Origin of the sequence: Mucilaginibacter gotjawali (genome assembly GCF_002355435.1) — a bacterium.
Lineage (GTDB): Bacteria > Bacteroidota > Bacteroidia > Sphingobacteriales > Sphingobacteriaceae > Mucilaginibacter > Mucilaginibacter gotjawali.
This window is the reverse complement of record NZ_AP017313.1, coordinates 4,160,773-4,183,755: the sequence shown is the minus strand read 5'-3', so window position 1 is coordinate 4,183,755 and position 22,983 is coordinate 4,160,773. Positions and strand designations below refer to the sequence as shown.

The following is a 22,983-nucleotide window of genomic DNA, read 5'->3' as shown; positions in this document are numbered from 1 at the left end:
TATGTATTAGATCAAATAAAAATTAGAAATATGCCATCAATTCATACAGATGCAGATTTACAAGTAAGGCATACGGATGATATGCAGGATATTATTACAGCTGTTCCTTCCTGGCTTTTACGCTGGGGGATTACCGTTTTTTTTGGCATCCTGGTTTTAATCGTCGGGTTGGCCGCATTGGTAAGATATCCGGATATTGTAAACGCTACGTTAAAAATAGATTCGCCGAATTCTCCGAAACCCATTGTGTCAAAAATTTCAGGTAAACTGGTAAAAATACTGGTAATAGAGAATGAAATAGTTGCGCAAGGTCAACCATTGGCTTATTTGGAAAGTACCGCAAACCACCAAAAGGTATTAACACTGTTAATCAACCTTAAAGAACTGCAATTGCAAATGCTCGCGGGTAAACCCATAAATGACGGGCATTTTAATGAAGCAGATAATATCCAGTTTGGCGAATTGCAATCTGCTTATCAAATTTTTTACGAGGAGTATTTAGCTTACCGGTCGTCCATTAATAATGGCTTCCTTGTTAAAAAGAAAGCCTACCTGCAAAAAGACCTGGTTTTTTTAAACAAACAACAACAGCAATCGAGTGCAGAAAAAATGATCCAGCAAAAGGATTATGATCTTGCTGGCGATGAATATAATATGCACAAAAAACTGGAACAGGAAAGAGTCGAAACGCCCGCCGAATTGCGGCAGGAAGAAAGTAAATACCTTGCAAAAAAATCCGCCTTGCTCCAAACAGAATCGTCCATTATAACAGGCGACAATAATTATATTGCCAAACAAAGCGAATTAACCGAACTGGATAACCAGGTACAAGAGGAAAAAGCAAAGTTTTTACAAGCGCTAAACAGCCTGATAAGTATCGCGGAAGACTGGAAAAGCAAATACATATTGACGGCGGCCCAGTCGGGTAAATTAATATTTGCCGGGATAATCCAGGAGAACCAGGTGTTAACCCCCAATCAGGAGGTTTTTTATATAGATCCGGGCAATGAAGGTTTTTTTGGCGAAATGACCATCACCCAAAGTAATATGGGTAAAGTAAAAGAAGGGCAGCAGGTGCTGGTTAAACTCAGGAGCTATCCTTTTGAAGAATACGGAATGATAAAAGGCAGGATAAAATACATTTCGGAAGTGCCTTATAGAGACAGTGTATTTATTTCAAAAGTTGATTTTAAAGTCGGGAGCAGTTCAGACATGAGAAGGCCTATTCACTTAAAACAGGGAATGATGGCCGATGCTGAAATAATAACCCAGGATGCCACCATTATACAAAGGATTACCCGGAGCTTTTTTAAAATTGTTGATAAAAAATGATTTAGAATTATTTAGGAAGTCGGAATTTCGATTTTTCGCAACAGTCTATTTTGGGTGTTGCGGTTAGCTCAAATGGTCGAAATATTTAATCCTATTAATCAAGTTAACGTTAGTTATACTTGTTTTCAGCCGTTCAAGTAATTGATAAAATTCTCGTATGGTATTTGCAGTAGCATTACAGGCATTTAATTTGTCCAATTGAAACGCCAATCAAACCCAGATATCCTTTAGATCGCTTCTGCATCCATTCTGCTTTTACCTGCTTTGAAAGTTATTGTTCTTCAGGAAGGTCTTGTATGTTTAGGTTAAAGCCCTCAAGCAGCGAGTGTGAGGATGCTTTTATTTTTGTCTCAACCTTTTTGGGTGTTAATGCTAAAAATGATAGGTTATTCATCCCTTATCGATATTACTTTTCTTCTCCTTGGATATGAAGTTTAATGTCCGCAAATAGACTAATAAAAAGTTCTCCCGGTTCCTTATTAGATGCCATCTCAATAAGGTAAAGTTCATGTGATAGAATTTTTGTAGAATCTAATTTAGTCAGGCGCTGTAAACGCCCTCGCTTTATTCCTGTTCTATACGCTAAATTATCCAAATTGTAGTCCTCGAGATGCATAATTACTTTTCCGAGATCAGTTGTATCGGATTTTATATTAGTTAGAATGACCTTATCCGTCTGAACTAATTTTAGACTTGGATAGATTTCCTTCAACACTACACCAATCGCATCTTTAGTAACCAATGAGATTTTATAGAGTTCGATAGCTGGAATTGCTTTTGTTTCCCCACTTCGCATTTTTCTGATGCTGCCAATTGGTATTCCAGTTTTTCCATGTATATCAACACTGTCTTTCCCCTTATTTGTCAAATAAGGGCCTAATAAATTATCTGGCGCTTCTACTTTCAAAGTTACAATTTCATTAAATGTATAGAAGGAAGGCGTTAAAGACAATTACTTTATAAAAACAGTCATTTATTTAAATTTAATTTTCAATAAATGATTTATTTTATATATTTGAATTTGAAATAGGATTAATATGAATTGAAATAGTGTTTAAATCTCGTCTTTCCAAAAAAGAGGGTATTAATTAAAGAGTCTCGTTACTCGAAAAATGACAGCCAGACACGAGACAGTAAGAATAATGCCCATATCGTCTTTAGTGTATATCTTTGCACTTAAGAATAGGTATGGGCCTTACTGTAATTCCAAGTCTTGGCTGTCAACTAAGAGTGTTGGTTTTTAAGGCCCAGCCTATTTTACTTACCACGTCGGGGCTCGTTATTAAAATGAATAATGAGCGTGAAGCAAAATCATTACGACTATATAGGGGTTGCTTTTTATAGCAATGGGCAAATCGTGTGCTTTTTATTCAATCAGGCAGTTTCTTCACATTTATTCAAAAACCGCTTTAAAAACATCATCAAATCCCCTGATTGAGTTTCAGGACAAACGGCAACCTCCGATCAGCCAAATAGTTAATAGTTTTTCCCGGTTGCCGTTTTTCCTTCATCGACTGATTTAGTAACAATTCAATCAGCTAACCTAACTAAACTTCCATGAAAAAAACCATACTATATATAGTACTGGCCGCGCTTTGCCTGAATTTCCGGGCCAAAGCACAGGCCGTTACCAAACTCACCGGGAGGGTCATTGACTCTGCCCAAAATACCCCCCTTCACGGCGCAACCATTAAAATCAAATCAACAGGCACAACAACCTCCACAAACGAAAAAGGAGACTTTACCCTATATACAAAAGAATCCAGCGGCAAATTAACCATCAGCTATCTCGGCTATAAAACCACCGAAATCAGTTTTAACCCAACTGATAAAGACCCATTTGCGATCCGCCTTGCTGAAGATAAGAACCTTTTAAAAGAAGTCAGCGTTGTTTCCACCGGCTACCAGAATATCCCAAAAGAAAGGGCGACCGGAAGCTTTGTACTGGCGGACAGCGCACTTTTAAACCGGAGTGTAAGTACGAATATTCTCGACCGGTTGAATAGCGTCACCAGCGGCGTTCTTTTTAATAATAGCAGTAACCTCCAGTTTGGACAAAGTGCAATTGAAATCCGCGGACGCGCGACCTTGTTTTCAAACCCCAGCCCTTTAATTATTATCGACAACTTTCCATATGACGGCGACCCGGGGAACATCAATCCAAACGATATAGAAAGTATCACCATTTTAAAAGATGCCGCAGCAGCCTCTGCATGGGGATCCCGCAGCGGTAACGGCGTAATTGTCATCACCACAAAAAAGGGGCACCTCAATTCAGCCCCGCAGGTAAGCTTTAATGCCAATACCACCGTAGGCGCAAGACCTGATTTATATTACCTGCCGCAGCTGACGTCAGCACAGTACATCGGCGTAGAACAATACCTGTTCAACCAGGGGGCTTACGATAATGCCATAAGCACCGGCTACCAGGCATTGTCACCCGCAGTTGAAATCTTTTCAGCAGCAAGAAATGGCACGATCTCCAAATCGGACTCTCTTTCAGAGATCAATACCCTGAAAAGCTACGATTCCCGTGCGCAATTACTGAAATATTTTTACAGGCCAAGCGTCAATCAGCAATACCAGGCCAGCGTAAGCGGCGGCAGCGCCACCCAGAAATATTTTTTCTCCGCTGGCTACGATAAAAACCTTAACAATACGGTAAACAGCAGTTATGACCGCATCACTTTAAATGCCGCCAATACCTGGTACTTTTTGAAAAACAAACTGGAACTGTTTACAAACATTGTCTATACCGGCAGCACCACAAAATCCGGCCCTGCATTAGCTTCCACGGACTATCCTTATGACCAGATTGCAGATGCCAATGGCAACCCTTTAGCTATCGCCAACACCTTGAGTATTCCCTATGGCAGTACAGCCGGGAATGGCGCTTTGCTTAACTGGCTGTATAAACCCTTGCAGGAACTGGAAAATGGTTACAGCGGTACCACCAGCAGTTTGACAGATTATCGCATAAACGTATCATTAAGTTATCAGATCATAAAAGGGCTAAAAGCTTCCGGGCTATATAACTATGAAAAAGGAATTAACGATGTCAATAACCTGAATGAGCTGCAATCCTATTATACAAGAAACCTCATTAACACTTTTACCAACATCGATCCTGTTTCGGGGGCCGTAACCTACCCGGTACCCATGGGGGCCATTCTGAATACCAGCCTGACCAATATTTCTTCCAATAATGGCCGCTTCCAGCTGAACTATGATCATCACTGGGGTAAGAATGCCGTAAGCGCTATTGCCGGTACCGAGGTAAAAGATTACACCACATTTAACAACGCCTACACGCTATATGGTTATAATCCTGAAACCGCCACAGACCAGAACCAGGCGGTTGATTTTACCGCCTACAACCCTTATTTCTATGGCTACAATACAGCGCAAATACCGGCAAACACCTCTGAGACGGGTACCACCAACCGCTTTTTTTCGGTGTATTTTAACGGTTCCTATACGTATGATGATAAATACATCTTATCACTAAGCGCACGTAAAGATGAATCGAATTTATTTGGCGTGTCCGCCAATCAGAAAGGGGTGCCATTAGGCAGCGCAGGTCTGGCCTGGATCATAGACAAAGAATCATTTTATGCCATTGACTGGCTGCCGCAACTCAAATTGAGGGCCACTTACGGTTATACGGGCAATGTAAACACCAGCATTTCCGCCTACCTGGCCGCAGTCGGCGGAAATATCGCACAAACCTATAATGCTTATGCTTCCACCATTGTCAATCCGCCAAACCCATCCCTCCGCTGGGAAGTAGACCGTAATACAGACCTGGGCATGGATTTCGGAACAAAAGACAACCGCATCAGCGGCAGTATAGATTACTGGCTGAAAGCAGGGCTGGACCTGATCGGCAGCAGCCCCATTGCACCGCAAACCGGAATTAGCCTATATACAGGTAACTCCGCCAATACGATAACCAAAGGGATTGATTTGCAGATCAACAGCATCAACCTGAAGGGCAAGTTTAAATGGACCACCACTTTCCTGTATAACTATTGCCAGAACAAGGTAACACAGTATAAAGTAAGTAACGGAACCAATCTGAATGTAGTTTCCGCCAACTACAACAACCCGCTGCAAGGCTATCCTTATTATGCCATTTTTAGCTTCAAATATGCCGGACTTAACAAATCAGGTGACCCGCAAGGCTATTTAAACGGGAAAATCAGTACCGATTATACCAGTATCATGAATGCCACCAACAGGACGGAACTGGTATACAATGGTTCAGCGACACCCACCTCATTCGGTAGTCTGCGTAACACTTTTAATTACAAAACTTTTGATCTTTCTTTTAATATCACCTACAAATTGGGATACTACTTCAGAAGGGCCTCCTTAAATAACGGCACCCTTTATTCTGCCGGTCCCAATAGTTACCAGATGGCCGATTTTGATAGCCGCTGGCAAAAACCAGGGGATGAACTGCATACCAATGTCCCTGCGCTGGTGTACCCGGATAATATTTACCGGGATGACTTATATACCTATTCCAATATACTGGTCGTCAATGCAGCTCATATCCGCTTGCAGGATCTTCGTTTGGGTTATACTATTCCCAAACGCCCTATCTGCCATTCAGAAACCTGAACCTGTTTACCTATATCAATAACATCGGTATCCTCTGGAGGGCCAACAAATACCATATAGACCCGGATTACCCGGCAAACATCCCCGCAGTACGCACCATAGCTTTCGGAATAAAAGCCGGCCTGTAAATAACACAGCAATTGAAACGAATAAAAACGAATCAAAACAAAGAAAAATGAAAAAATCAATTCAATGGATTATGATAGTAAGCCAGTTTTCGATCCTGGGCGCTTGCAAAAAATCTGATTTTTTAGATAAAAAACCAACTACCAATATTCTGACGCCAAGCACCCTGACAGACTTTCAGAACCTACTGGATAATACCACCTTCCTTAATGCCACCGGCGGCCTGGCACAGCTTTCAGCGGATGAATACACGGTAAGCTATGCGGACTGGCAAACAGGTTCCGCAACGGAGCGCAATGCTTATGTTTGGGCAAAAGACATTTATGCAGGGGATACTGGTATTGCAGACTGGAACCAGTTATACCAGGAAGTTTTTTACGCCAATAGTGTACTGGATGGTTTATCGAAGTCTGACAGTGCCGGAACTGCCCAAGGACAATATATAAAAGGCTGGGCGCTGTTTACCCGTGCATTTGCCTTTTACGATCTGACAAGGACTTTTTGTAAAGCATACAATGCAGGTACGGCTTCTACCGATTTAGGTATCCCACTACGCCTTACTTCGGGCATAGATTATATTGCCAAACGGTCAACCTTGCAGCAAAGCTTTGACCAGGTGTTAAATGACCTTACAACGGCTGCCATCCTGCTTCCCGCAGCAAGGCCTTCGGCCAATTTAAACCGGCCCTCCAAAATAGCGGCTTATGCCTTGTTTGCCCGTATCAACCTGGATATGCGGAATTATACGCAAGCCGAAAGCTATGCGGATCAATGTCTGGGTTTATATAATACCTTAATTGATTACAATACCATCAGCATCACGGCCAGAAGCCCCTTTTCTACCACCAATGATGAATTGATTTATAATACAAAACAAGTGACCGCCTACGGTCTTTTTACCCCGACCAATTCATCATCATTAGGGAGGGTGCCTGGAAATATCATTAATCTATACAATTCAAATGATCTGCGTTTATCTGTTTATTTTTCTCAATTATCCGATGGTTCTTATTACAGAAAGCGGGGCTACTACGGACAGGGCAATTACCCTTTTACTGGGCTGGCGACCGATGAAGTATACCTGATCAAAGCCGAATGCCTGGCCCGCCGCGAACAAACGGCGGCGGCGATGGATGAGTTAAACCAATTACTGGTGAAACGCTACAATAATGCCGGTAATTATGTGCCGGTAACCGCGACTTCTGCTGCCGATGCATTAGCTGCCATTTTACTCGAACGGCGAAAAGAACTGATGTGGCGCGGTTTGCGCTGGTATGACCTGAAACGGTTGAACATGGAAGGGGAGGGCCTAACCCTGACAAGGGTACTGAATGGCGTTAGTTATACATTGCCCCCGAATGATCCCCGCTGGGTCTTGCCCATTCCAAATGATGAAATCGCATTAAGTGGCATTCAGCAGAACCCTAGGTGACCAACCGATGATTCTTACAAAAAATCAAATCATTTTAAAAAAAATGTCAAACCCATGAAATCAATTCACCTACATAAAAATATGCTCCTGGTTTTCATCATCACTTTAATGATCGCCGGGACATCAGTCGCTTTGGCTCAAACGACTGAAAAAAAACTATTTGCCGTAGTGGATATCGTTGTTGAAGATACGGCCATGCTGCATGATGGGTCCATCCATATTAATATGAGCAAAAACGGGATCAATTCAAATTTTGCATCAGATCGGGATACTTTTGGCCAGGAAATCGTCACAGCTAAAACCAGGCTGGTCATCCCTTTAACAGGTACAGTTACTTATGGCCGGATAGATTATTTAAACAGGCAACAGGCCGCGCAATTGCCGCTTAACCAAAATAACGACCTGTTTGTTTTTCAACCAGGCGACTCGGTTGTGCTGCATTTATCCAACCATGAAAAAGGCGCTTTTTTTACGGGGAAAAGCGCTGACAAATACAATTGTATTTACCGGATCAGTAACAGCGATGAAATAAATTCCGTCGACAAATACAATGCTTATATGAAATTGAAGGATTTTGAAGGAGCTTATTCCTACAGGAAATTTCAGCAGGATTCGATCTATGCCATACAGCTCCATATCCTTGAAACGTTCAAGGCAAAATTGAATACGGATGTTTATAATTTAATCAAACTAGATTGCCTGGGGAATTATAACCAACATTTAGCTGACATTTATTTAAGCCCTTTTCTTTTACAACGATCAGAGGAATATCAAACAGCAGGGAATCTGTTCAGTAAACACTTCGGCAATTATAAAGAAGGTCATTTTAATGATACCGCATTACTGGTTAAATCTTACAAATACAGCGATTTCCTGGCGGAAAAGGAAAAGGTCTTTGCCATTATTCAAAATAGTTTAAACGGAATAAGCTATTATTCAAAACTTAAGTTTGCAGACATTAACAAGGCTATTGATCAGCATTATGTAAATGGGATTTTAAAAGATAAAATAAAACTGTTGGCTTTTTATAATATCGACAGGCGCAGGCAAGGCGACTTTGCAAGCTATATCAATGAAGCCATAGACAAAGCTAAAGATGATCCGTATAAAACCGCATTGATACAATTCAGAGATGCCAATACCATTGGAGCCGATGCTTTTCCTTTTGAGCTGCCCGGTCAAAACGGGAAATTATATAAGTTAAGCGATTTCAGCGGCAAGGTAGTGGTGATGGATTTCTGGTTCACCGGGTGCCATGGTTGCGTTGTTATGGCAGAGAGTTTGAAACCTATTGTTTCTTATTATAAGTCAAATCCCAATATTGTATTTGTAAGCATAAGTATCGACGGGAATAAGGAGTTATGGTTAAAGAGTTTGCATGAAGAAAAATACTGCAATACGGATGAAATTAACTTACTGGCAGGCATGGACAGGGAATCATCCATCTATAAACATTATAATATACAGGAGTGCCCGACACTTATTGTTATTTCTAAAACAGGCAAGATCATATCTGCGGCTCCTCCGGATCCAAGAATCGATGAAGAGGCATTTAAAGCGCTTATCGATAAATATTTATAAACAAAAACCAGGGCTGTAATTTCATACAGCCCTGGTTACCATTTCGCCGTAATTGATTATGGCTGATACAATGCATCAGATGAACCGGACGCCGGTGTTAACCAACCGTGTGATACGTAGTTGTCAATTTCTGCACCGGTATAAGAAGCCAGGTCAGGAATATTGCTCTTACCTGTACTCGTTACATCATAGGCACATTGCCTTGTCGCAGTGCCGCTGCAGTCAGCGGAAACCGGTGTGCTGCTCAACTGCACGAAATCATTTAATGATGGCTGAACAATGTAATTGTCCGTAATCATGCCGGCTTTTACAGCTTTATTGGGCCGGATAAAATTATTACTGTGTGCGTTTGTAAAAGCACTGAAGCTAATGGCCATAGCGCCTGCGATCAGGCCTAAAGCGATTTTTTTAACGTTTTTCATGTTTATTGTTTTAATTATTAATTTTTGACTTACTGAGCCACAGGGCAAATACGGCTATGGCAATGAAAGCCAGGTTAAACCATATATGCTGTGGCCAGCTTAATTTTTCAATAGCGCCACCGCAATGACAGGGTAACTTTTTCGCCCATAGTACCATACTTATGATGTAGCCTGTGAACAAGGTCATCAACCCTGTAAATCCATAAAGGCCCCATTTGTAAGTTTGTGGTATGATTAGCAGTATCGAAATCAAAACTTCTGCAGCCGGAACAAGCCATGAGATATAAAGGGCAAAGCCCGCTATAAATGAGACTCTTGATAAGCCTTTCAAAAATCGGGCATGGTCTGTCCACTTGCTATGGGCTGTGTATAAAAATAAAAACATGCAGCTTAAACAAATGAAGCATATCAGGCTTTCCCTTATTTTATTTGAAATCTGAAATTTTGATTTTGGGAGAATAGATGCTTCCATTATTTGTCCTATTGGTAAATGCCATTTCTATATATGGTGACGTTTGCCACCGGCGGGTACGTAACCTGCGATTTTTATTTTTGCATTTTTTGTCACCTTCCTCCTTTCTTTTTGTGTTATCCAGGCAGCCGGGCATTGGCTTCGCTTGTTGGGGTAAAGTTAGGTTGCAATCAAAATTTCCCTCCCGGCAGATGGCTCAAAGATTCCGGACTTTTGACACCGGCGGGGATGCCATCCGGCGCTAAAAAGTACCCTTAGCGTCTTGAAAAGTTGTTCCTGATTCGTACAAAATGCCTTCGCGATATATTGAGATAGGAAGCTAATTGATCAAAATGCCCCCTGGCGAAAAGGAAAGGAGTTGTTTTGGCGATATATAAATATCTTTCCTCGGGGAGTAAACGCAGCATGTACTCCCGCTCTTTGCCGGCCCTGATGCTATCTTCGGTAAGCAGCAAAAAGATAAAAAACGCTTCTTCATAACGGTTGATCATATCTTTTACCTTATCAATTGACAGAGCCAACAAAGTGGTTTCTTCCAGGAATGTTATAAATTCTGTGCCCGGCTCCTGGTGGAAAAAATAGGATGGGATCAAAAAATTATTTTCATTCATGAACCATGTGACCGCCTGCGGTTTTTGCCGTCCGGTATAACCCATCGCCAACCCTTTCTGAATAAAGTAAATGGAGGTAGGAATATAACCGGGACTGATCAGTCCGTCATTCGGCCCGAAGTGCATTTCGGTTAAGCTGTTTTTTAATTCCTGTTGTATTTCGTCCGTCAAAAAAGCCTTTTCGCGGATTTTTTTAAAAAATTTCTCTGCTTCCATAAATAATTGCCGTGGAAAATCGAAGGCAAAGGAAAGTTTTAAAGGCTCTCTGTCAAGTGTCCGTACTTTGGATGTTTTAGGCACCTTAATTTGAGAAGTCATCGCAACATGCTCGAATAAAGGCATTTATGTCTATCTGATTGATATAGCTGGTTTTTTATCTCTGTCTATTTATGAAATAATCATTAGTTTAAATTCAGGCACTTATTGTTAATTAATTATTAACGATAAGTTAAAATAAATTTTCAAATGTTACCACTTTTGAAAATATTCACGTTTATTTTTATTGTGTAAGACCAAAAACACTTACACAAACTCCATGGAAATAGATTTTGAAAAGGCGAGTTTTAAAGATTTTGAAAATATCAAAGACTACGATATGTACGCCAGGGCAGCAATTTTTAATAAATATTTAAACTTTTTAGATAACAAGGGACATTTGAATTACCGGATGGAATCCATTTCAGGATGCGGGCCGGAAATGGACATTTTGATTCCTGGTAAATCCAAACATGAAACGCTGGTAGGTCTGGTTTCTAATGATTACCTGGGTTTTACCCAGCATCCAAAAGTAAAGGAAGCTGTCGTCGGCGCTATCCGGAAATACGGTACGGGTGCCGGAGCTTCACCTGCTATAGGCGGCCATTTTAGCTATCATGAAAAACTGGAAAAGAAAATCGCCTCATTTTTCCGTCGCGATAATGCTATCCTATATACCACAGGATATACCGCAAACAGCGCGACCTTTCAAAGCCTTTTACAAAAGGAAGACATCGCTATCCTGGATATGGCCGTTCATGCGAGTGTCTATGAAGGCTGTCAACTAACGAATATCAAAACATTTCTGCATAATAACCTGGAGTTACTGGAACGGGCGCTTGGAGATGCTAAAGATAAATACAGGAATAAGATGGTCATTATAGATGGCGTTTATTCGCAGGACGGTGATCTTGCACCCTTGGATAAGATACTCGAGCTCACCAAACACTACGGCGCTTATTTGGCAATTGATGACGCGCATGGTACCGGCGTTATCGGTAAAACAGGAAGAGGGGTATTGGAATTATATGATCTCTTTGGGGAGGTGGATTTGATTACGGGGACATTTAGCAAGACTTTCGCCAGTGCAGGTGGGTACGTGGTTGCAAGACCTGAACTTATCCGCTTTTTGAAATTTCAATCAAGGCAGCATCTTTTTTCCGCTACGTCAACTCCTGCTGTTGCGGGTATTATAAAGGCAATTGAACTGGTGGACGAAGAACCGCATTGGATGGATAAACTATGGCAGAATGTCAATTATTTTAAACAGGGGCTGATCGATATCGGCATGGATGTTGGAAATACCGCTTCTGCCATCATTCCGGTTAAAATTGGAGACCCTAAAAAAAGCGGGGAAGCCGGCCGCCTCCTTTTGGAACAGGGGATTTATACCAACCCGATTATCTATCCGGCAGTAGCCAAAAAGAACGCCAGGATCAGGATGAGCCTGATGGCAACCCACACGAAAGCACAATTGGATAAGACACTAAACGCATTTGAATATGTGGATCATAAAATCGGGATTTCAAAAACTTAAAATCACTATGGATGAGAACAGGATATAAACGGATTTCAGGAAATATACATAACCGCCCCCTGACAGAGCGCCGGTTAATAGATGCTGTGGGCACGATTATAGAGAAACGTGGCTACAAAGGGTTGGGTGTCAATGCCATCGCTAAAGAGGCGGATGTAAGCAAATCGCTGATCTACACCTATTTTACTTCGGTGGATAAACTTATTGAAACTTACATTCTTGAAAAGGATTTTTGGATGGTTTCTAAAAGTCAGATGACAGGATTATTGGAAAAAGCAAATACGAAAGGCTGCCTTATTGAAATACTGGTATTCGTGTTGCAAAAACAATTTGATTATTTCTTTAATGAGGAAGAAATGCAGCAACTAATCCTATGGGAAATCACCGAAAAATCTGACATGATGAATAGTGTTGGAAATGCAAGGGAAAGCTTGGGGGAGGATTTTTTTGAATTGACCAACAGGCATTTTAAAGGGTCGGAGGTGAACTTTCAAGCTGTTGCCGCTTTATTGGTATCGGGCATCTACTATCTGGTTTTGCATGCAAGAAAAAATAAGAGCACGCAGTGCGGCATTGACATCAATACTGAAGAAGGCAGAAATGAAATACTGAAAGCAATCCGCCAGATCATTAAATGGTCATTCGCCGCCGGTAAAATAAAACAAAAGGGAAATGAATTATAGTTTTTAGAAGAAATGGCGAGCATTAAGACCGCCTGCGCTATATTTTAATCGTCAGATAGGGTGAGATATGAATGAACTGGAACAACTGGAAATCTTTTTAAAAGCGTTTTTTGAAAAAGCACCCGCCGGAGACGATACTGCCGCGTTTAATGACGCGCAGCATTATATCATTAAGGAGCGACAAAACATCATTCAAAAAATCCGGGCCGCTTCACATAGTTTTCAGGGCGATCCTCATAAGATTAGGTTGTACATAGAACATTTACAGCTTGAAATCACGCGTCTTTCAGATGAGTACTATCAGTTTTTGCAGTCTCAAAATAAAGGATCTCCCGTAGCCGATTTGATTAGTCAGTTACTTTCAGAACTAAATTTGCTCTACAGGTACCTCAAAGAAAACTTCAAGTCTTTTTTTAATGACCAGTTGAACGTACATCAGGCATTTAAAGAAACTTATATCCCTTTCATCAATAAGCTGTCGAAAAAGATACTGTCGGTTTTGGCTGCAAGTGGTGAAGACAAGGAGTTTATACTGCTCATGCAAGACTATCTTTACACCTTATCAAAGCCCGGGTACCACGAGATTAAAACAAACGGTGACCTGGACTACCATGTTAACTTTATTTCGGCCATTCATAAATTGGTTATTGAAATTACGGGACCGGATTTAAACCTGAAATTATTTCGTGAGCTGATCTATCTGAATTTCAATTGCCTTCCCGTTATCTGGTTTTATATTAACCGGATACAAAAGGATTATGACCAGGTAGATTTCTACCAGGAGGAATTGATCAATACCATCATAGAACTGAGAAACTTGCAGCAAATACCTGCAAAAGTTGGATACGGCTATGAGCCATCGGCAGAGACACTGAAAGAAATCCTTTGCAAGGTGTATGAAGAAGAGATCTCCTGCCTTAAAAGACTGCAAAGGCTTCAGGCTAAACTCACTTATAAGAAATGGTCCTCAATGATTTTTACACCTTTCTACTTTCATGTCGCCTTTTCGCTGGAAGTTTTGGTGCTCTTTTTTCGCTTGCTTATTGAAGCCGGAATTGTAATTACTGAAAAAAAAGTGGTGCTATTTGATTTTATATCTAAACACATCGGGACGGAAAGGAAAGAAAACCTTTCTTTTGGAAGTATCAAAAACAAGTATAATAACCCACAGTATTCCGCCGCCCAAAAAATAAAAATTGCCCTATTAGAAGTGATCAGGTTAATCAATGAGCAGTATCCGGCTTAGCCTGAAGCAGGTAAACCAGTTGGTTGCTTTCTAAAAGGGCCATCAGTTCGCCAAACCATCTATAGGTGAAGTCCTTTTTTTGCATCAGGGCAATCCAACCCTTATCGGTGATGTCTTTTAGGGTGTTAAACCCCATGTTATGGCAGTTCTCTATAAATCCGGTTGAAACCGGAAGATTGGAAATGTCCAGATAGAGCAGGCCCTTGGTTTCATTTTTTAATTCCATATCTAAAGAAATAACGCCAGTAGTCAGCGATATGCTGCTAAGGCTCCGCTAAAATCGGCGCTCGTGTACCATGGCAGCAAGCCTATTCATCTCTGAGTATCGACTAAGTTTAGCAGAATCCGGCAACAAGTAAAAATTTTAAAAAGCTTTTGGTTTATAATATATAAGTTTTATTGATCTGTAAGTTTCGTATTTCAAATATAAATAAGCTAGGTATCATTACAAATTAATCTTTTTTTAGACACCCTAAAACCCGGCCTATCGCCTATACCTGACAGGATATTTCCTTTAGGTGTCTAGGTCGGGCTCCTGGTCAGACACTTGATTAATGAAGCGCTTATTAGTGACTTTGCCCTTATAAAACATCATATATAAAAAAGATTGATCATACCCTTGCCTTGCGGTAACTGTTGATGGAGAGCGGCAGTCAGAGCATGGGTTCACTTCATTTTATGATTTACTATGTTAGCAGCGTATTATGAAAAGTTGCAGATGCAACTGGAAGAAGAATTAACACTTTTCTCGGAAATGGGGACTCTGCCTGTCAGAAGACTAACAGGGGCATTAAATTGCGTATCGGAAGCCCTCGCCAAATTAAAAGATTACCTGGTAGAGCATCCGTTTAAGGACCAGGTAGAAGAAATCGATTTTTTCAAGCATAAAAAGCCACGTGTCGTTAGCGAAAAGTTATATGCCCTGGAAATCTTTACCATAGAAACGAACAGGCCGATAGGGGATCGCCTTGAACTTAAGGGCTTTTATGAACAAGAACTACTATTCATCAAACGTTTCTTTACCCAGTACCAGTTTCTTCACCAGTATTATAAGTTTGAGTTGAAGGAGTTAGACCAGTTCCTTTTTGTCAGAGGTGCTAAAATATCAGATAACGTGTTGTCTGAAACTTTCGATCCGGATCCTCAGTTTTCTACAAGTTGTGATTACTTGTTTGCCAAATTTATGGCTTTTGACCGTTTGCAATTGTATATTTCGGACGAACTGATGAGCCTTGAAAACCCTGTAAAGCTCGCAAACGTTGACATAAAAGAAAGTCTTATTGAGCTTAAATGGACCGGTGAAACAATTAACCTTGTTGAGCTTGCTTATGGCATTTGGCTTACGGGCCAAATCAATAATGGCAATGCCGGGATTACTGAAATTATTCAATGGCTGGAAGTACATTTCCAGGTAAGGATTGGGAGGGCCTATCGAAGATGGACATCCATTTCGAAAAGGAAAAGAGTTGCACAGACTAAGTATTTGGATCAAATCCGTGATGCACTGTTGAAGCGGCTGGATGAAGAAAACGCAATAAAATAATTGAACAGGAATTTTAGCGTTTCCCTGATTTTTGCGCGGAGTTGGCTTTAATAATATTAGGGTCGGACCCTTTAAAGAACCTTAAAATAATCTGCATAAAGGCCATTATTGTATCCTAAGATGGCTTTAGATGAAGACAAATGAGTTTGAAAAAAGAAATATCACCCCAGAGCAGGCGATTAAGATACTTCGTAAAAATGGGATTGAATGTGATGAAAAAGATGCGAAAATAATTTTGGATTTCTTGTATAATTTAGCTAAATTAGCTGTAAATCAACACTTTAAGAGATGTTAAGACTTTCATTGAATTTCATTTTAAATTATTGAATTATGTTGCAAGCTGATTTATATGTAAGAGTTAGTACTGATGAACAAGCAGATAAGGGTTATTCCATTCGTAGTCAAGAAGAAGTGTTGCGAAAATACTGTAACCTCCAAAATATTAAGGTTCGAAAAGTAGTTAACGAGGATTACTCTGCGAAAACATTTAACCGGCCGGCGTGGACTGAAATGCTTAACAAGTTCCGCAGGGAAAAAGGCAAAGCAGTAGATCTGTTACTATTTACAAAATGGGACAGGTTTAGCAGAAATGCAGGCGATGCCTACCAAATGATCAATATACTCAGAAAGATCGGGATCGATCCACAAGCAGTGGAGCAGCCCCTTGATCTTTCTATTCCCGAAAATAAAATGATGCTGGCTTTCTATCTGGCAGCGCCGGAAGTCGAGAATGATCGACGGGCATTAAATACCTTTTACGGAATGCGAAGGGCCAGAAAGGAGGGAAGATACTTAACAACAGGCCCCTATGGTTATGTTAATCGAACAACAGAATTTGGGGCAAAAACGATTGTACCAATTGAGCCGAAAGCCAGTTTAGTAAAATGGGCATTCGAACAAATTGCGAAGGGAGAATTTGCAATTGACCAGGTTCGGAAGGAATTGAACAAAAGAGGGCTTAAGTGCAGCAAAAGCCATTTTTATACATTGGTGCAAAATCCGGTATATTACGGAAAGATTGTCGTTCCAGAGTATCGCGACGAGCCGAGGCAATTGGTACAGGGCCTCCATGAACCAATCGTGTCGGAAGAATTGTTTTACGAAGTTCAGGATGTGCTAAACGGCAGAAAACGTACGCAACTGGTTAAATATTCTTCATTGGATAATTTGCCGCTGCGGGGTTATTTGGTATGCCCAAAATGCGGGAAACAATTGACAGGAAGTGCGTCTAAAGGGCGGAAAGATTATTATTACTATTATCATTGTATCGCTGCATGCGGCGTCAGGTATAAGGCCGAATCTGCAAATGGCACTTTCTTAGATGATCTTAAAAAATTTATCCCAAAGCCAGGGATGTCGGAATTGTTTAAATATATAGTCAACGACGTCTATAGTCAGCAAAGCGGCTCTCAAATGGATTGCAGGAAGGATTTGCTTAACCGGATTCAGGCGGAAAATGACAGGCTTGCGAAGGCCAGAAAGCTATTGCTTGATGAGACTATTGATAGTGCCGACTACAAATCTATTAAAGGAGAATGCGAAACTAAGCTATTGAGCCTTGAAGCCAAACTGACGGGCTTTGGTAAAAGCACGCAGAATATCGAGAGCTTATTGAATCAGACTATCGATATGTTATCGAGACTTGATAATCTTTATTTAGAAGGAAATACCGCTTTAAAGCGTGAAATAATTGGTTCGATTTACCCTGAAAAATTGGTTTTTGACGGCTTTACTTATCGAACCACCCGCGTGAACGAGGCTGCACGACTTATTTTTCTGATTAACAGTGAGTTATACTCAAAAAAAAACAGGACAAACTTAGATTTTTCTAAGTTGTCCTGTTCGGTAGCGGGAGCAGGACTCGAACCTACGACCTTCGGGTTATGAGCCCGACGAGCTACCAACTGCTCCATCCCGCACTGTTTTTTGATATGTTGCGATCCGTTCATAACTCCGGAAAGTTCCTTCCAATTGTCAAAAATGCAATTTGCACTCCGTTTTAATTGGACTGCAAAGATATAATTCGTTTCTTTGCAGTCCAAATTAAATTTTATTTATTTTTATATGGCGCACAGGGCAGGTTTTGTAAGTATAATTGGTAAACCCAACGCGGGTAAATCAACGCTGATGAACGCGCTCGTGGGCGAAAAAATGTCCATCATCACCCCAAAAGCACAAACAACCCGGCATAGAATTTTGGGTATTGTAAACGATGAGGACTACCAGATCGTCTTTTCTGACACACCGGGCATCATCAAACCGCATTACGCTTTGCACGAAAGTATGATGCACCAGGTAGATGGTTCGATTGTGGATGCCGACCTGATATTGCTGGTTACCGATATTTACGAGGAATATGATGAGGGTGATGTTTTAAAGAAACTGGAAGGCTCGCAGGCGCCCCTGGCTGTTTTGGTAAATAAGGTCGATCAGTCTGACGAGGAAACGGTTAAAGCGAAGATTGAATACTGGCAGGAAAAACTGAATCCCAAGGCGGTGTTTGCTATCTCTGCGTTAAAAGATTATAATGTGCTGGCGGTTATGAATTTTGTGATCGAGCATTTGCCCGAACACCCGGCTTATTATGAGAAGGACGCTTTGACAGATCGTAATGATCGTTTTTTTGCATCCGAAATGATCAGGGCGCAGGTTTTTAAACAATACAAAAAGGAAATACCTTATAGTACGGAAGTAATTATCACCGCTTTTGTGGAAGGCGAAAAATTGCACCGCATCAGCGCCGAGATCATAGTTGAACGCGATTCGCAAAAAAATATAATCATCGGCAAAAACGGCGAAATGCTAAAAATTGTTGGCACTTATGCCCGCCGTGATATGGAGGAGTTTTTTCAGAAAAAGGTTTTCCTTGAAATGTTTGTAAAAGTTATACCCGACTGGCGCAGTAAGAAAAATTACCTTAAACAATTTGGGTACGAGTAAAGAATATTTACGATTTACGAATTACGATTTTAGATTTAGGCTGATCGGATTTGTAAATTAGCATTAAATTATGAGCCGCGATTTAAATTATACCAAATCGTAAATCGTAATTCTAAAATCTAAAATTAAAAATGAGTAACATAGTAGCCATAGTAGGTCGCCCTAACGTAGGCAAGTCAACTTTATATAACCGTTTAACCGAAACCCGCAAGGCCATTGTGGACGACGTGAGCGGTGTAACCCGCGACAGGCACTATGGTGTCTCTGAGTGGACGGGCCATTCGTTCACTGTTATCGATACCGGCGGCTATGTAGCCAATTCGGCAGATGTATTTGAGGCCGCTATCCGCGAACAGGTGATCATCGCCATTGAGGAAGCGACCGTTATCCTGTTTATGGTCGACGTTACTACCGGTATCACCGATCTTGATGATGAAATTGCCACGCTGCTGCGTAAGGGTAAAAAACCTGTGTTTGTAGTAGTTAATAAATTGGACAACACTTCGCTGTTGGCTGATTCCATGGTGTTTTATAGTTTGGGACTTGGCGAATTATATAATATTTCATCAATGACAGGTTCAGGCACAGGCGAATTACTGGACGAAGTGGTAAAACATTTTGACGATGAGCAGCTGGAAGAAAATACTTTACCAAAGTACGCCATTGTAGGCCGCCCGAATGTGGGTAAATCATCCATCATTAATTCGCTTATCGGCAAGGAGCGTAATATTGTAACGCCTATTGCAGGCACCACCCGCGATTCCATCCATATCCACTATAACCAGTACGGCCACGATTTTATGTTGGTAGACACCGCCGGGCTGCGTAAAAAAACAAAGGTTAAAGAGAATATCGAGTTTTACTCGGTTATGCGTACCATCAAGGCTTTGGAAGAAGCCGATGTGGTGATTTTAATGATCGATGCTGTGGAAGGGATCGAATCGCAGGATATCAATATCTTCCACCTGGCCGAGAAAAATAAAAAAGGCGTCGTGATCGTCGTCAACAAGTGGGACCTCATCGAAAAAAATAACAAAACAGTTAAGGTTTTTGAAGAACAGATCCGCGACAAAATAGCGCCGTTTACCGATGTGCCTATAGTATTTACTTCGGTAACGGAAAAACAAAGGGTGTTGAAAGTAATTGAAACTGCGAATCAGGTTTACCAAAATAAGGTCCGCAAAATACCTACCTCAAAGTTGAACGAGGTAATGTTGCCGATCATTGAAAATTATCCTCCGCCATCTATCAAAGGCAAATACGTAAAGATCAAATACATCACCCAGATTGCCGGTACATCACCGATGTTCGCCTTCTTTTGCAACTTACCGCAATACGTTAAGGAGCCTTATTACCGCTTTATTGAAAATAAACTGAGAGAGAATTTTGAGTTTCAGGGTGCGCCGATCCAGGTTTGGTTCAGGCAGAAGTAATTTCGGATTTGAAAATTTGAAGATGTGTTAATTTGAAAATGCAAAATAATGAGCCATTTTCAAATCTTCAAATCAACAAATTTTCAAATTAATTAATTGACTCCACCGCTTTTTTTAACGCAATATCATCGCTGTTCATCACTTCAAAATAGGCATTATCACCCCATTTAAAGCGGGCGGCTGAGGCTTTTAACAGGGTTTTTATGGTTGGCTTTGATACAAGTAATTCCTTTGAATCCATTTCCTTTATTGTTTTTGAAGCATAAAGGATGAACCTGTTGAATGCATCATCGCTAACATTGTACTGGCTTACAAAAGCATCGGAAGTATGGAACTTATTTAACACCGGCCCTAGCTGGTCGATAGTATAGGCCGTGAATAATTGTTGTTCGCTCAATTCCTGCACAAGCGCTGTATTGATAGTGGTATCAGCAGGCACAAAAATATCCGGCATAATACCGCCGCCGCTGTATACCTTTTTGCCGGATGAAGTATGGTAAGGCGATGGTTTTTTAAAAATGCTATCGTTTAAAGTGCTTTGTTCCGAAAAAAGCTCACCCTTCCGCATCCGTTCTGCTATTTCGTTGTGATATATTTCAGTACCGTATTTGTATGATTTTTGGATTGAACGGCCAGAGGGAGTGTAATACCTGGCAACGGTTAAATTTACGGCAGAGCCATCACCAAAAGGAAATTGTTGCTGTACCAGCCCTTTTCCGAAAGAGCGGCGTCCAACGATCAGGGCCCGGTCAAGATCCTGCAATGCGCCCGCCAGTATTTCACTTGCAGAAGCCGAATATTCGTCTATCAGGACTGCAAGTTTACCTTCCTTAAACATGCCTGAATCAGTAGAAAAATAATCTTTTCGTTCTTCGTGGGCGCCCTTTGTATAAACGATGAGCTTGCCTTTGGATAAAAACTCATCAGCAAGCGACGTAGCTGCACTAAGATATCCGCCGCCGTTTTCCCTGATATCAAGCACCAGTTTTTTTAAGCCCCGGGCCTTTAATTTAGTTAACGCGTCCCTGAAATCAGCATCCGTTGTTGAGGCAAATTTGCTTATTTTGATATAACCGGTTTCGGGGTTGATCATATACGCGGCATCAAGGCTGCTCAAATCAACATGCCCCCGTTGGATATGATAAGTTTTTAACATGGAATTGTTGGCAGTGAGTACCGACATCGATATTTGGGTAAGAGAATCGCCTTTTAGCGATTGGTCAACCTTTTTAGCCGTAAGTTTTGTGCCCGAAAAAGTTTTTTCGTTAATACGGAGGATTTTGTCACCGGGTAAAAGCCCTGCAGTTGCTGCCGGTCCGCCGTTGTATACCTGGGTTACAACCAGCGTGTCGCGCAGGATCTGGTATTCAAGGCCCACACCGTTAAAACCCCCATCTAAATTTTCGTTAATTGATTGCGCTCTTTGCGGCTGCAGGTAAAGGGAATGCGGGTCAAGCGTTTGCAATACGTTATTTACGGCTACACCCTCAAGGCTGTCTTCGTTTACAGAATCGACATAGTTGTCTTTTACAAGCCTTAAAACACTGTTGATTTTGTTATTGCTTTTGAGTGAAAAATTGAGGCCATTGCCCGACAGGTTATTATCAGCTAAATAAAAGCCAATAACTGTTCCTATCAACAGCAATATCATCGACCTGAATATTATAGCCCCCGCATTCTTCATACTAGTATACTTACTACAAAGTTAATAATTGTTGTTAAGGTAGTGGCGTGTTGGATACTGTTTTAAATAAAATTTCAATCCTGTGGCAAATTTTTCCAATCCTGTGAAAAATTCAGCGGGTAAGCCCAGGCTTTATTTGTCAACATTTTTACCGAATTTTGCCTGAAATTTATTTATTCCTCCATGGATAGGACTACAGAAAGGGACTCGAGGTTTAACGACCTTGAAAAAATGACAGTTAAGGAGATCCTTCAGCATATTAACGAAGAGGACCGTACCGTTCCACTGGCGGTTGAAAAAGCATTGCCACAAATTGAGGCACTCGCGAAAATCACTGCTGAAAGAATGAAAGCAGGGGGAAGGCTTTTTTATATCGGTGCAGGCACCAGTGGGCGCCTGGGTGTTGTTGATGCTTCTGAATGCCCGCCTACATTCGGCGTTCCGTTTGATCGGGTGGTGGGCATTATAGCCGGAGGCGATGGCGCTATCCGTAAAGCGGTTGAATTTGCCGAAGACGACGACAGGCAGGCCTGGGAAGACCTTTTGGCATACGGAATTAATGAAAAGGATGTGCTGGTTGGCATAGCGGCATCGGGTACTACGCCGTATGTGGTGGGTGGATTAAAAATGGCCAACAAACACCATATGGTAACCGGTTGTATTGTTTGTAACAGCGGCAGCCCGGTGGCAGCAGCGGCAAAGTATCCTGTTGAAGTTGTCACCGGACCTGAATTTTTGACAGGCTCCACCCGGATGAAAGCGGGTACCGCGCAAAAACTGGTGTTAAATATGCTGAGCACCTGTGTAATGATCCAATTAGGCAGGGTAAAAGGCAATAAAATGGTGGACATGCAGCTCTCAAACGATAAATTGATTGACCGTGGCACAAAAATGGTAATGAGGGAAACAGGCCTGGATGAGCATACCGCTGTTGGTTTATTGAAGGAACATGGCAGCGTTAGAAAAGCAGTAGAAGCTTATAAGGGGTAATGTGCGTATGTGCAGATGTGCAAATAGTGAAGAAGCAAATTAGTTAATTAAAAAAATGGATGTGAGTTGA

Annotated in this window: 19 protein-coding genes and 1 tRNA gene; 13 read left to right on the top strand and 7 right to left on the bottom strand. The window is 41.3% G+C overall.

Translation table 11 applies throughout. From position 1 onward, the window contains the following. Nucleotides 1-30: 30 nt before the first annotated feature. Entirely contained in the window at nt 31-1,332 is a 1,302-nt protein-coding gene (locus MgSA37_RS18480; RefSeq protein ID WP_096353990.1) for an HlyD family secretion protein, read from the top strand. 406 nt (nt 1,333-1,738) lie between these two features. Here MgSA37_RS18480 and MgSA37_RS28860 read toward each other — a convergent pair whose 3' ends face one another. Next, nucleotides 1,739-2,239, bottom strand: coding sequence for a hypothetical protein (locus MgSA37_RS28860; RefSeq protein WP_197706023.1), 501 nt, complete (start codon nt 2,237-2,239; stop codon nt 1,739-1,741). A gap of 650 nt (nt 2,240-2,889) precedes the next feature. Here MgSA37_RS28860 and MgSA37_RS18470 point away from each other — a divergent pair. The 3 genes from MgSA37_RS18470 (at nt 2,890) to MgSA37_RS18455 (ending at nt 9,097) form a co-directional block, all read left to right on the top strand. Next, a complete protein-coding gene (locus MgSA37_RS18470) occupies nt 2,890-5,958 on the top strand; it encodes a SusC/RagA family TonB-linked outer membrane protein (RefSeq protein WP_096353989.1) in 3,069 nt (1,022 codons plus the stop codon). A 175-nt stretch (nt 5,959-6,133) separates the two neighbouring features. Continuing rightward, nucleotides 6,134-7,516, top strand: a complete 1,383-nt coding sequence (locus tag MgSA37_RS18460) for a RagB/SusD family nutrient uptake outer membrane protein (protein WP_096353987.1) — start codon at nt 6,134-6,136, stop codon at nt 7,514-7,516. Between the two features lie 81 nt (nt 7,517-7,597). Next, complete coding sequence (locus tag MgSA37_RS18455; protein WP_157750631.1) at nt 7,598-9,097, top strand: TlpA family protein disulfide reductase; 1,500 nt, start codon at nt 7,598-7,600, stop codon at nt 9,095-9,097. Between the two features lie 56 nt (nt 9,098-9,153). On the opposite strand, the gene MgSA37_RS18450 is transcribed toward MgSA37_RS18455, so the two are convergent. From MgSA37_RS18450 to MgSA37_RS18435, 3 genes are all read right to left on the bottom strand, one after another. Continuing rightward, complete coding sequence (locus MgSA37_RS18450; protein WP_096353985.1) at nt 9,154-9,519, bottom strand: hypothetical protein; 366 nt, start codon at nt 9,517-9,519, stop codon at nt 9,154-9,156. Between the two features lie 10 nt (nt 9,520-9,529). Next, on the bottom strand, nt 9,530-9,991 hold the full coding sequence (locus MgSA37_RS18445; protein ID WP_096353984.1) for a MauE/DoxX family redox-associated membrane protein: 462 nt from the start codon (nt 9,989-9,991) through the stop codon (nt 9,530-9,532). A gap of 254 nt (nt 9,992-10,245) precedes the next feature. Further along, a complete protein-coding gene (locus MgSA37_RS18435) occupies nt 10,246-10,944 on the bottom strand; it encodes a Crp/Fnr family transcriptional regulator (protein WP_157750629.1) in 699 nt (232 codons plus the stop codon). 193 nt (nt 10,945-11,137) lie between these two features. On the opposite strand from MgSA37_RS18435, the gene MgSA37_RS18430 reads away from it, so the two are divergent. The 3 genes from MgSA37_RS18430 to MgSA37_RS18420 all read left to right on the top strand — a co-directional run bounded on the left by MgSA37_RS18430 (nt 11,138) and on the right by MgSA37_RS18420 (nt 14,323). Then, entirely contained in the window at nt 11,138-12,394 is a 1,257-nt protein-coding gene (locus MgSA37_RS18430; protein ID WP_096353981.1) for an aminotransferase class I/II-fold pyridoxal phosphate-dependent enzyme, read from the top strand. Between the two features lie 11 nt (nt 12,395-12,405). Then, on the top strand, nt 12,406-13,077 hold the full coding sequence (locus tag MgSA37_RS18425) for a TetR/AcrR family transcriptional regulator (RefSeq protein ID WP_096353980.1): 672 nt from the start codon (nt 12,406-12,408) through the stop codon (nt 13,075-13,077). 67 nt (nt 13,078-13,144) lie between these two features. Next, the gene (locus MgSA37_RS18420; RefSeq protein WP_096353979.1) at nt 13,145-14,323 is read left to right on the top strand and encodes a hypothetical protein; all 1,179 of its coding nucleotides are present in this window, start codon (nt 13,145-13,147) and stop codon (nt 14,321-14,323) included. On the opposite strand, the gene MgSA37_RS18415 is transcribed toward MgSA37_RS18420, so the two are convergent. After that, nucleotides 14,301-14,549, bottom strand: a complete 249-nt coding sequence (locus MgSA37_RS18415) for a hypothetical protein (protein WP_096353978.1) — start codon at nt 14,547-14,549, stop codon at nt 14,301-14,303. The genes MgSA37_RS18420 and MgSA37_RS18415 overlap by 23 nt on opposite strands. A 462-nt stretch (nt 14,550-15,011) precedes the next feature. Between MgSA37_RS18415 and MgSA37_RS18410 the strand changes: the two genes are divergently transcribed. The 3 genes from MgSA37_RS18410 (at nt 15,012) to MgSA37_RS18405 (ending at nt 17,753) form a co-directional block, all read left to right on the top strand. Then, nucleotides 15,012-15,866, top strand: a complete 855-nt coding sequence (locus tag MgSA37_RS18410; RefSeq protein ID WP_096353977.1) for an RteC domain-containing protein — start codon at nt 15,012-15,014, stop codon at nt 15,864-15,866. A 130-nt stretch (nt 15,867-15,996) separates the two neighbouring features. Beyond that, complete coding sequence (locus MgSA37_RS28605; RefSeq protein WP_172885345.1) at nt 15,997-16,161, top strand: hypothetical protein; 165 nt, start codon at nt 15,997-15,999, stop codon at nt 16,159-16,161. Nucleotides 16,162-16,196: 35 nt separating this feature from the next. Further along, the gene (locus MgSA37_RS18405) at nt 16,197-17,753 is read left to right on the top strand and encodes a recombinase family protein (protein ID WP_096357583.1); all 1,557 of its coding nucleotides are present in this window, start codon (nt 16,197-16,199) and stop codon (nt 17,751-17,753) included. On the opposite strand, the gene MgSA37_RS18400 is transcribed toward MgSA37_RS18405, so the two are convergent. Further along, nucleotides 17,713-17,785: transfer RNA gene (locus tag MgSA37_RS18400), tRNA-Met, on the bottom strand. The genes MgSA37_RS18405 and MgSA37_RS18400 overlap by 41 nt on opposite strands. Before the next feature lie 145 nt (nt 17,786-17,930). Between MgSA37_RS18400 and era the strand changes: the two genes are divergently transcribed. Then, a complete protein-coding gene (gene era / locus MgSA37_RS18395; protein WP_096357581.1) occupies nt 17,931-18,806 on the top strand; it encodes a GTPase Era in 876 nt (291 codons plus the stop codon). 131 nt (nt 18,807-18,937) lie between these two features. Then, nucleotides 18,938-20,239 (top strand): ribosome biogenesis GTPase Der, encoded by a 1,302-nt coding sequence (der, locus tag MgSA37_RS18390; RefSeq protein ID WP_096353976.1) that lies wholly within the window; start codon nt 18,938-18,940, stop codon nt 20,237-20,239. An 88-nt stretch (nt 20,240-20,327) separates the two neighbouring features. Here the strand turns inward: der and MgSA37_RS18385 are convergent, their stop codons facing one another. Next, nucleotides 20,328-21,923: a S41 family peptidase gene (locus MgSA37_RS18385; RefSeq protein ID WP_096353975.1), complete on the bottom strand. Its 1,596-nt coding sequence runs from the start codon at nt 21,921-21,923 to the stop codon at nt 20,328-20,330. 183 nt (nt 21,924-22,106) lie between these two features. On the opposite strand from MgSA37_RS18385, the gene murQ reads away from it, so the two are divergent. After that, nucleotides 22,107-22,913 (top strand): N-acetylmuramic acid 6-phosphate etherase, encoded by an 807-nt coding sequence (murQ, locus tag MgSA37_RS18380; RefSeq protein WP_096353974.1) that lies wholly within the window; start codon nt 22,107-22,109, stop codon nt 22,911-22,913. Nucleotides 22,914-22,983: the final 70 nt, after the last annotated feature.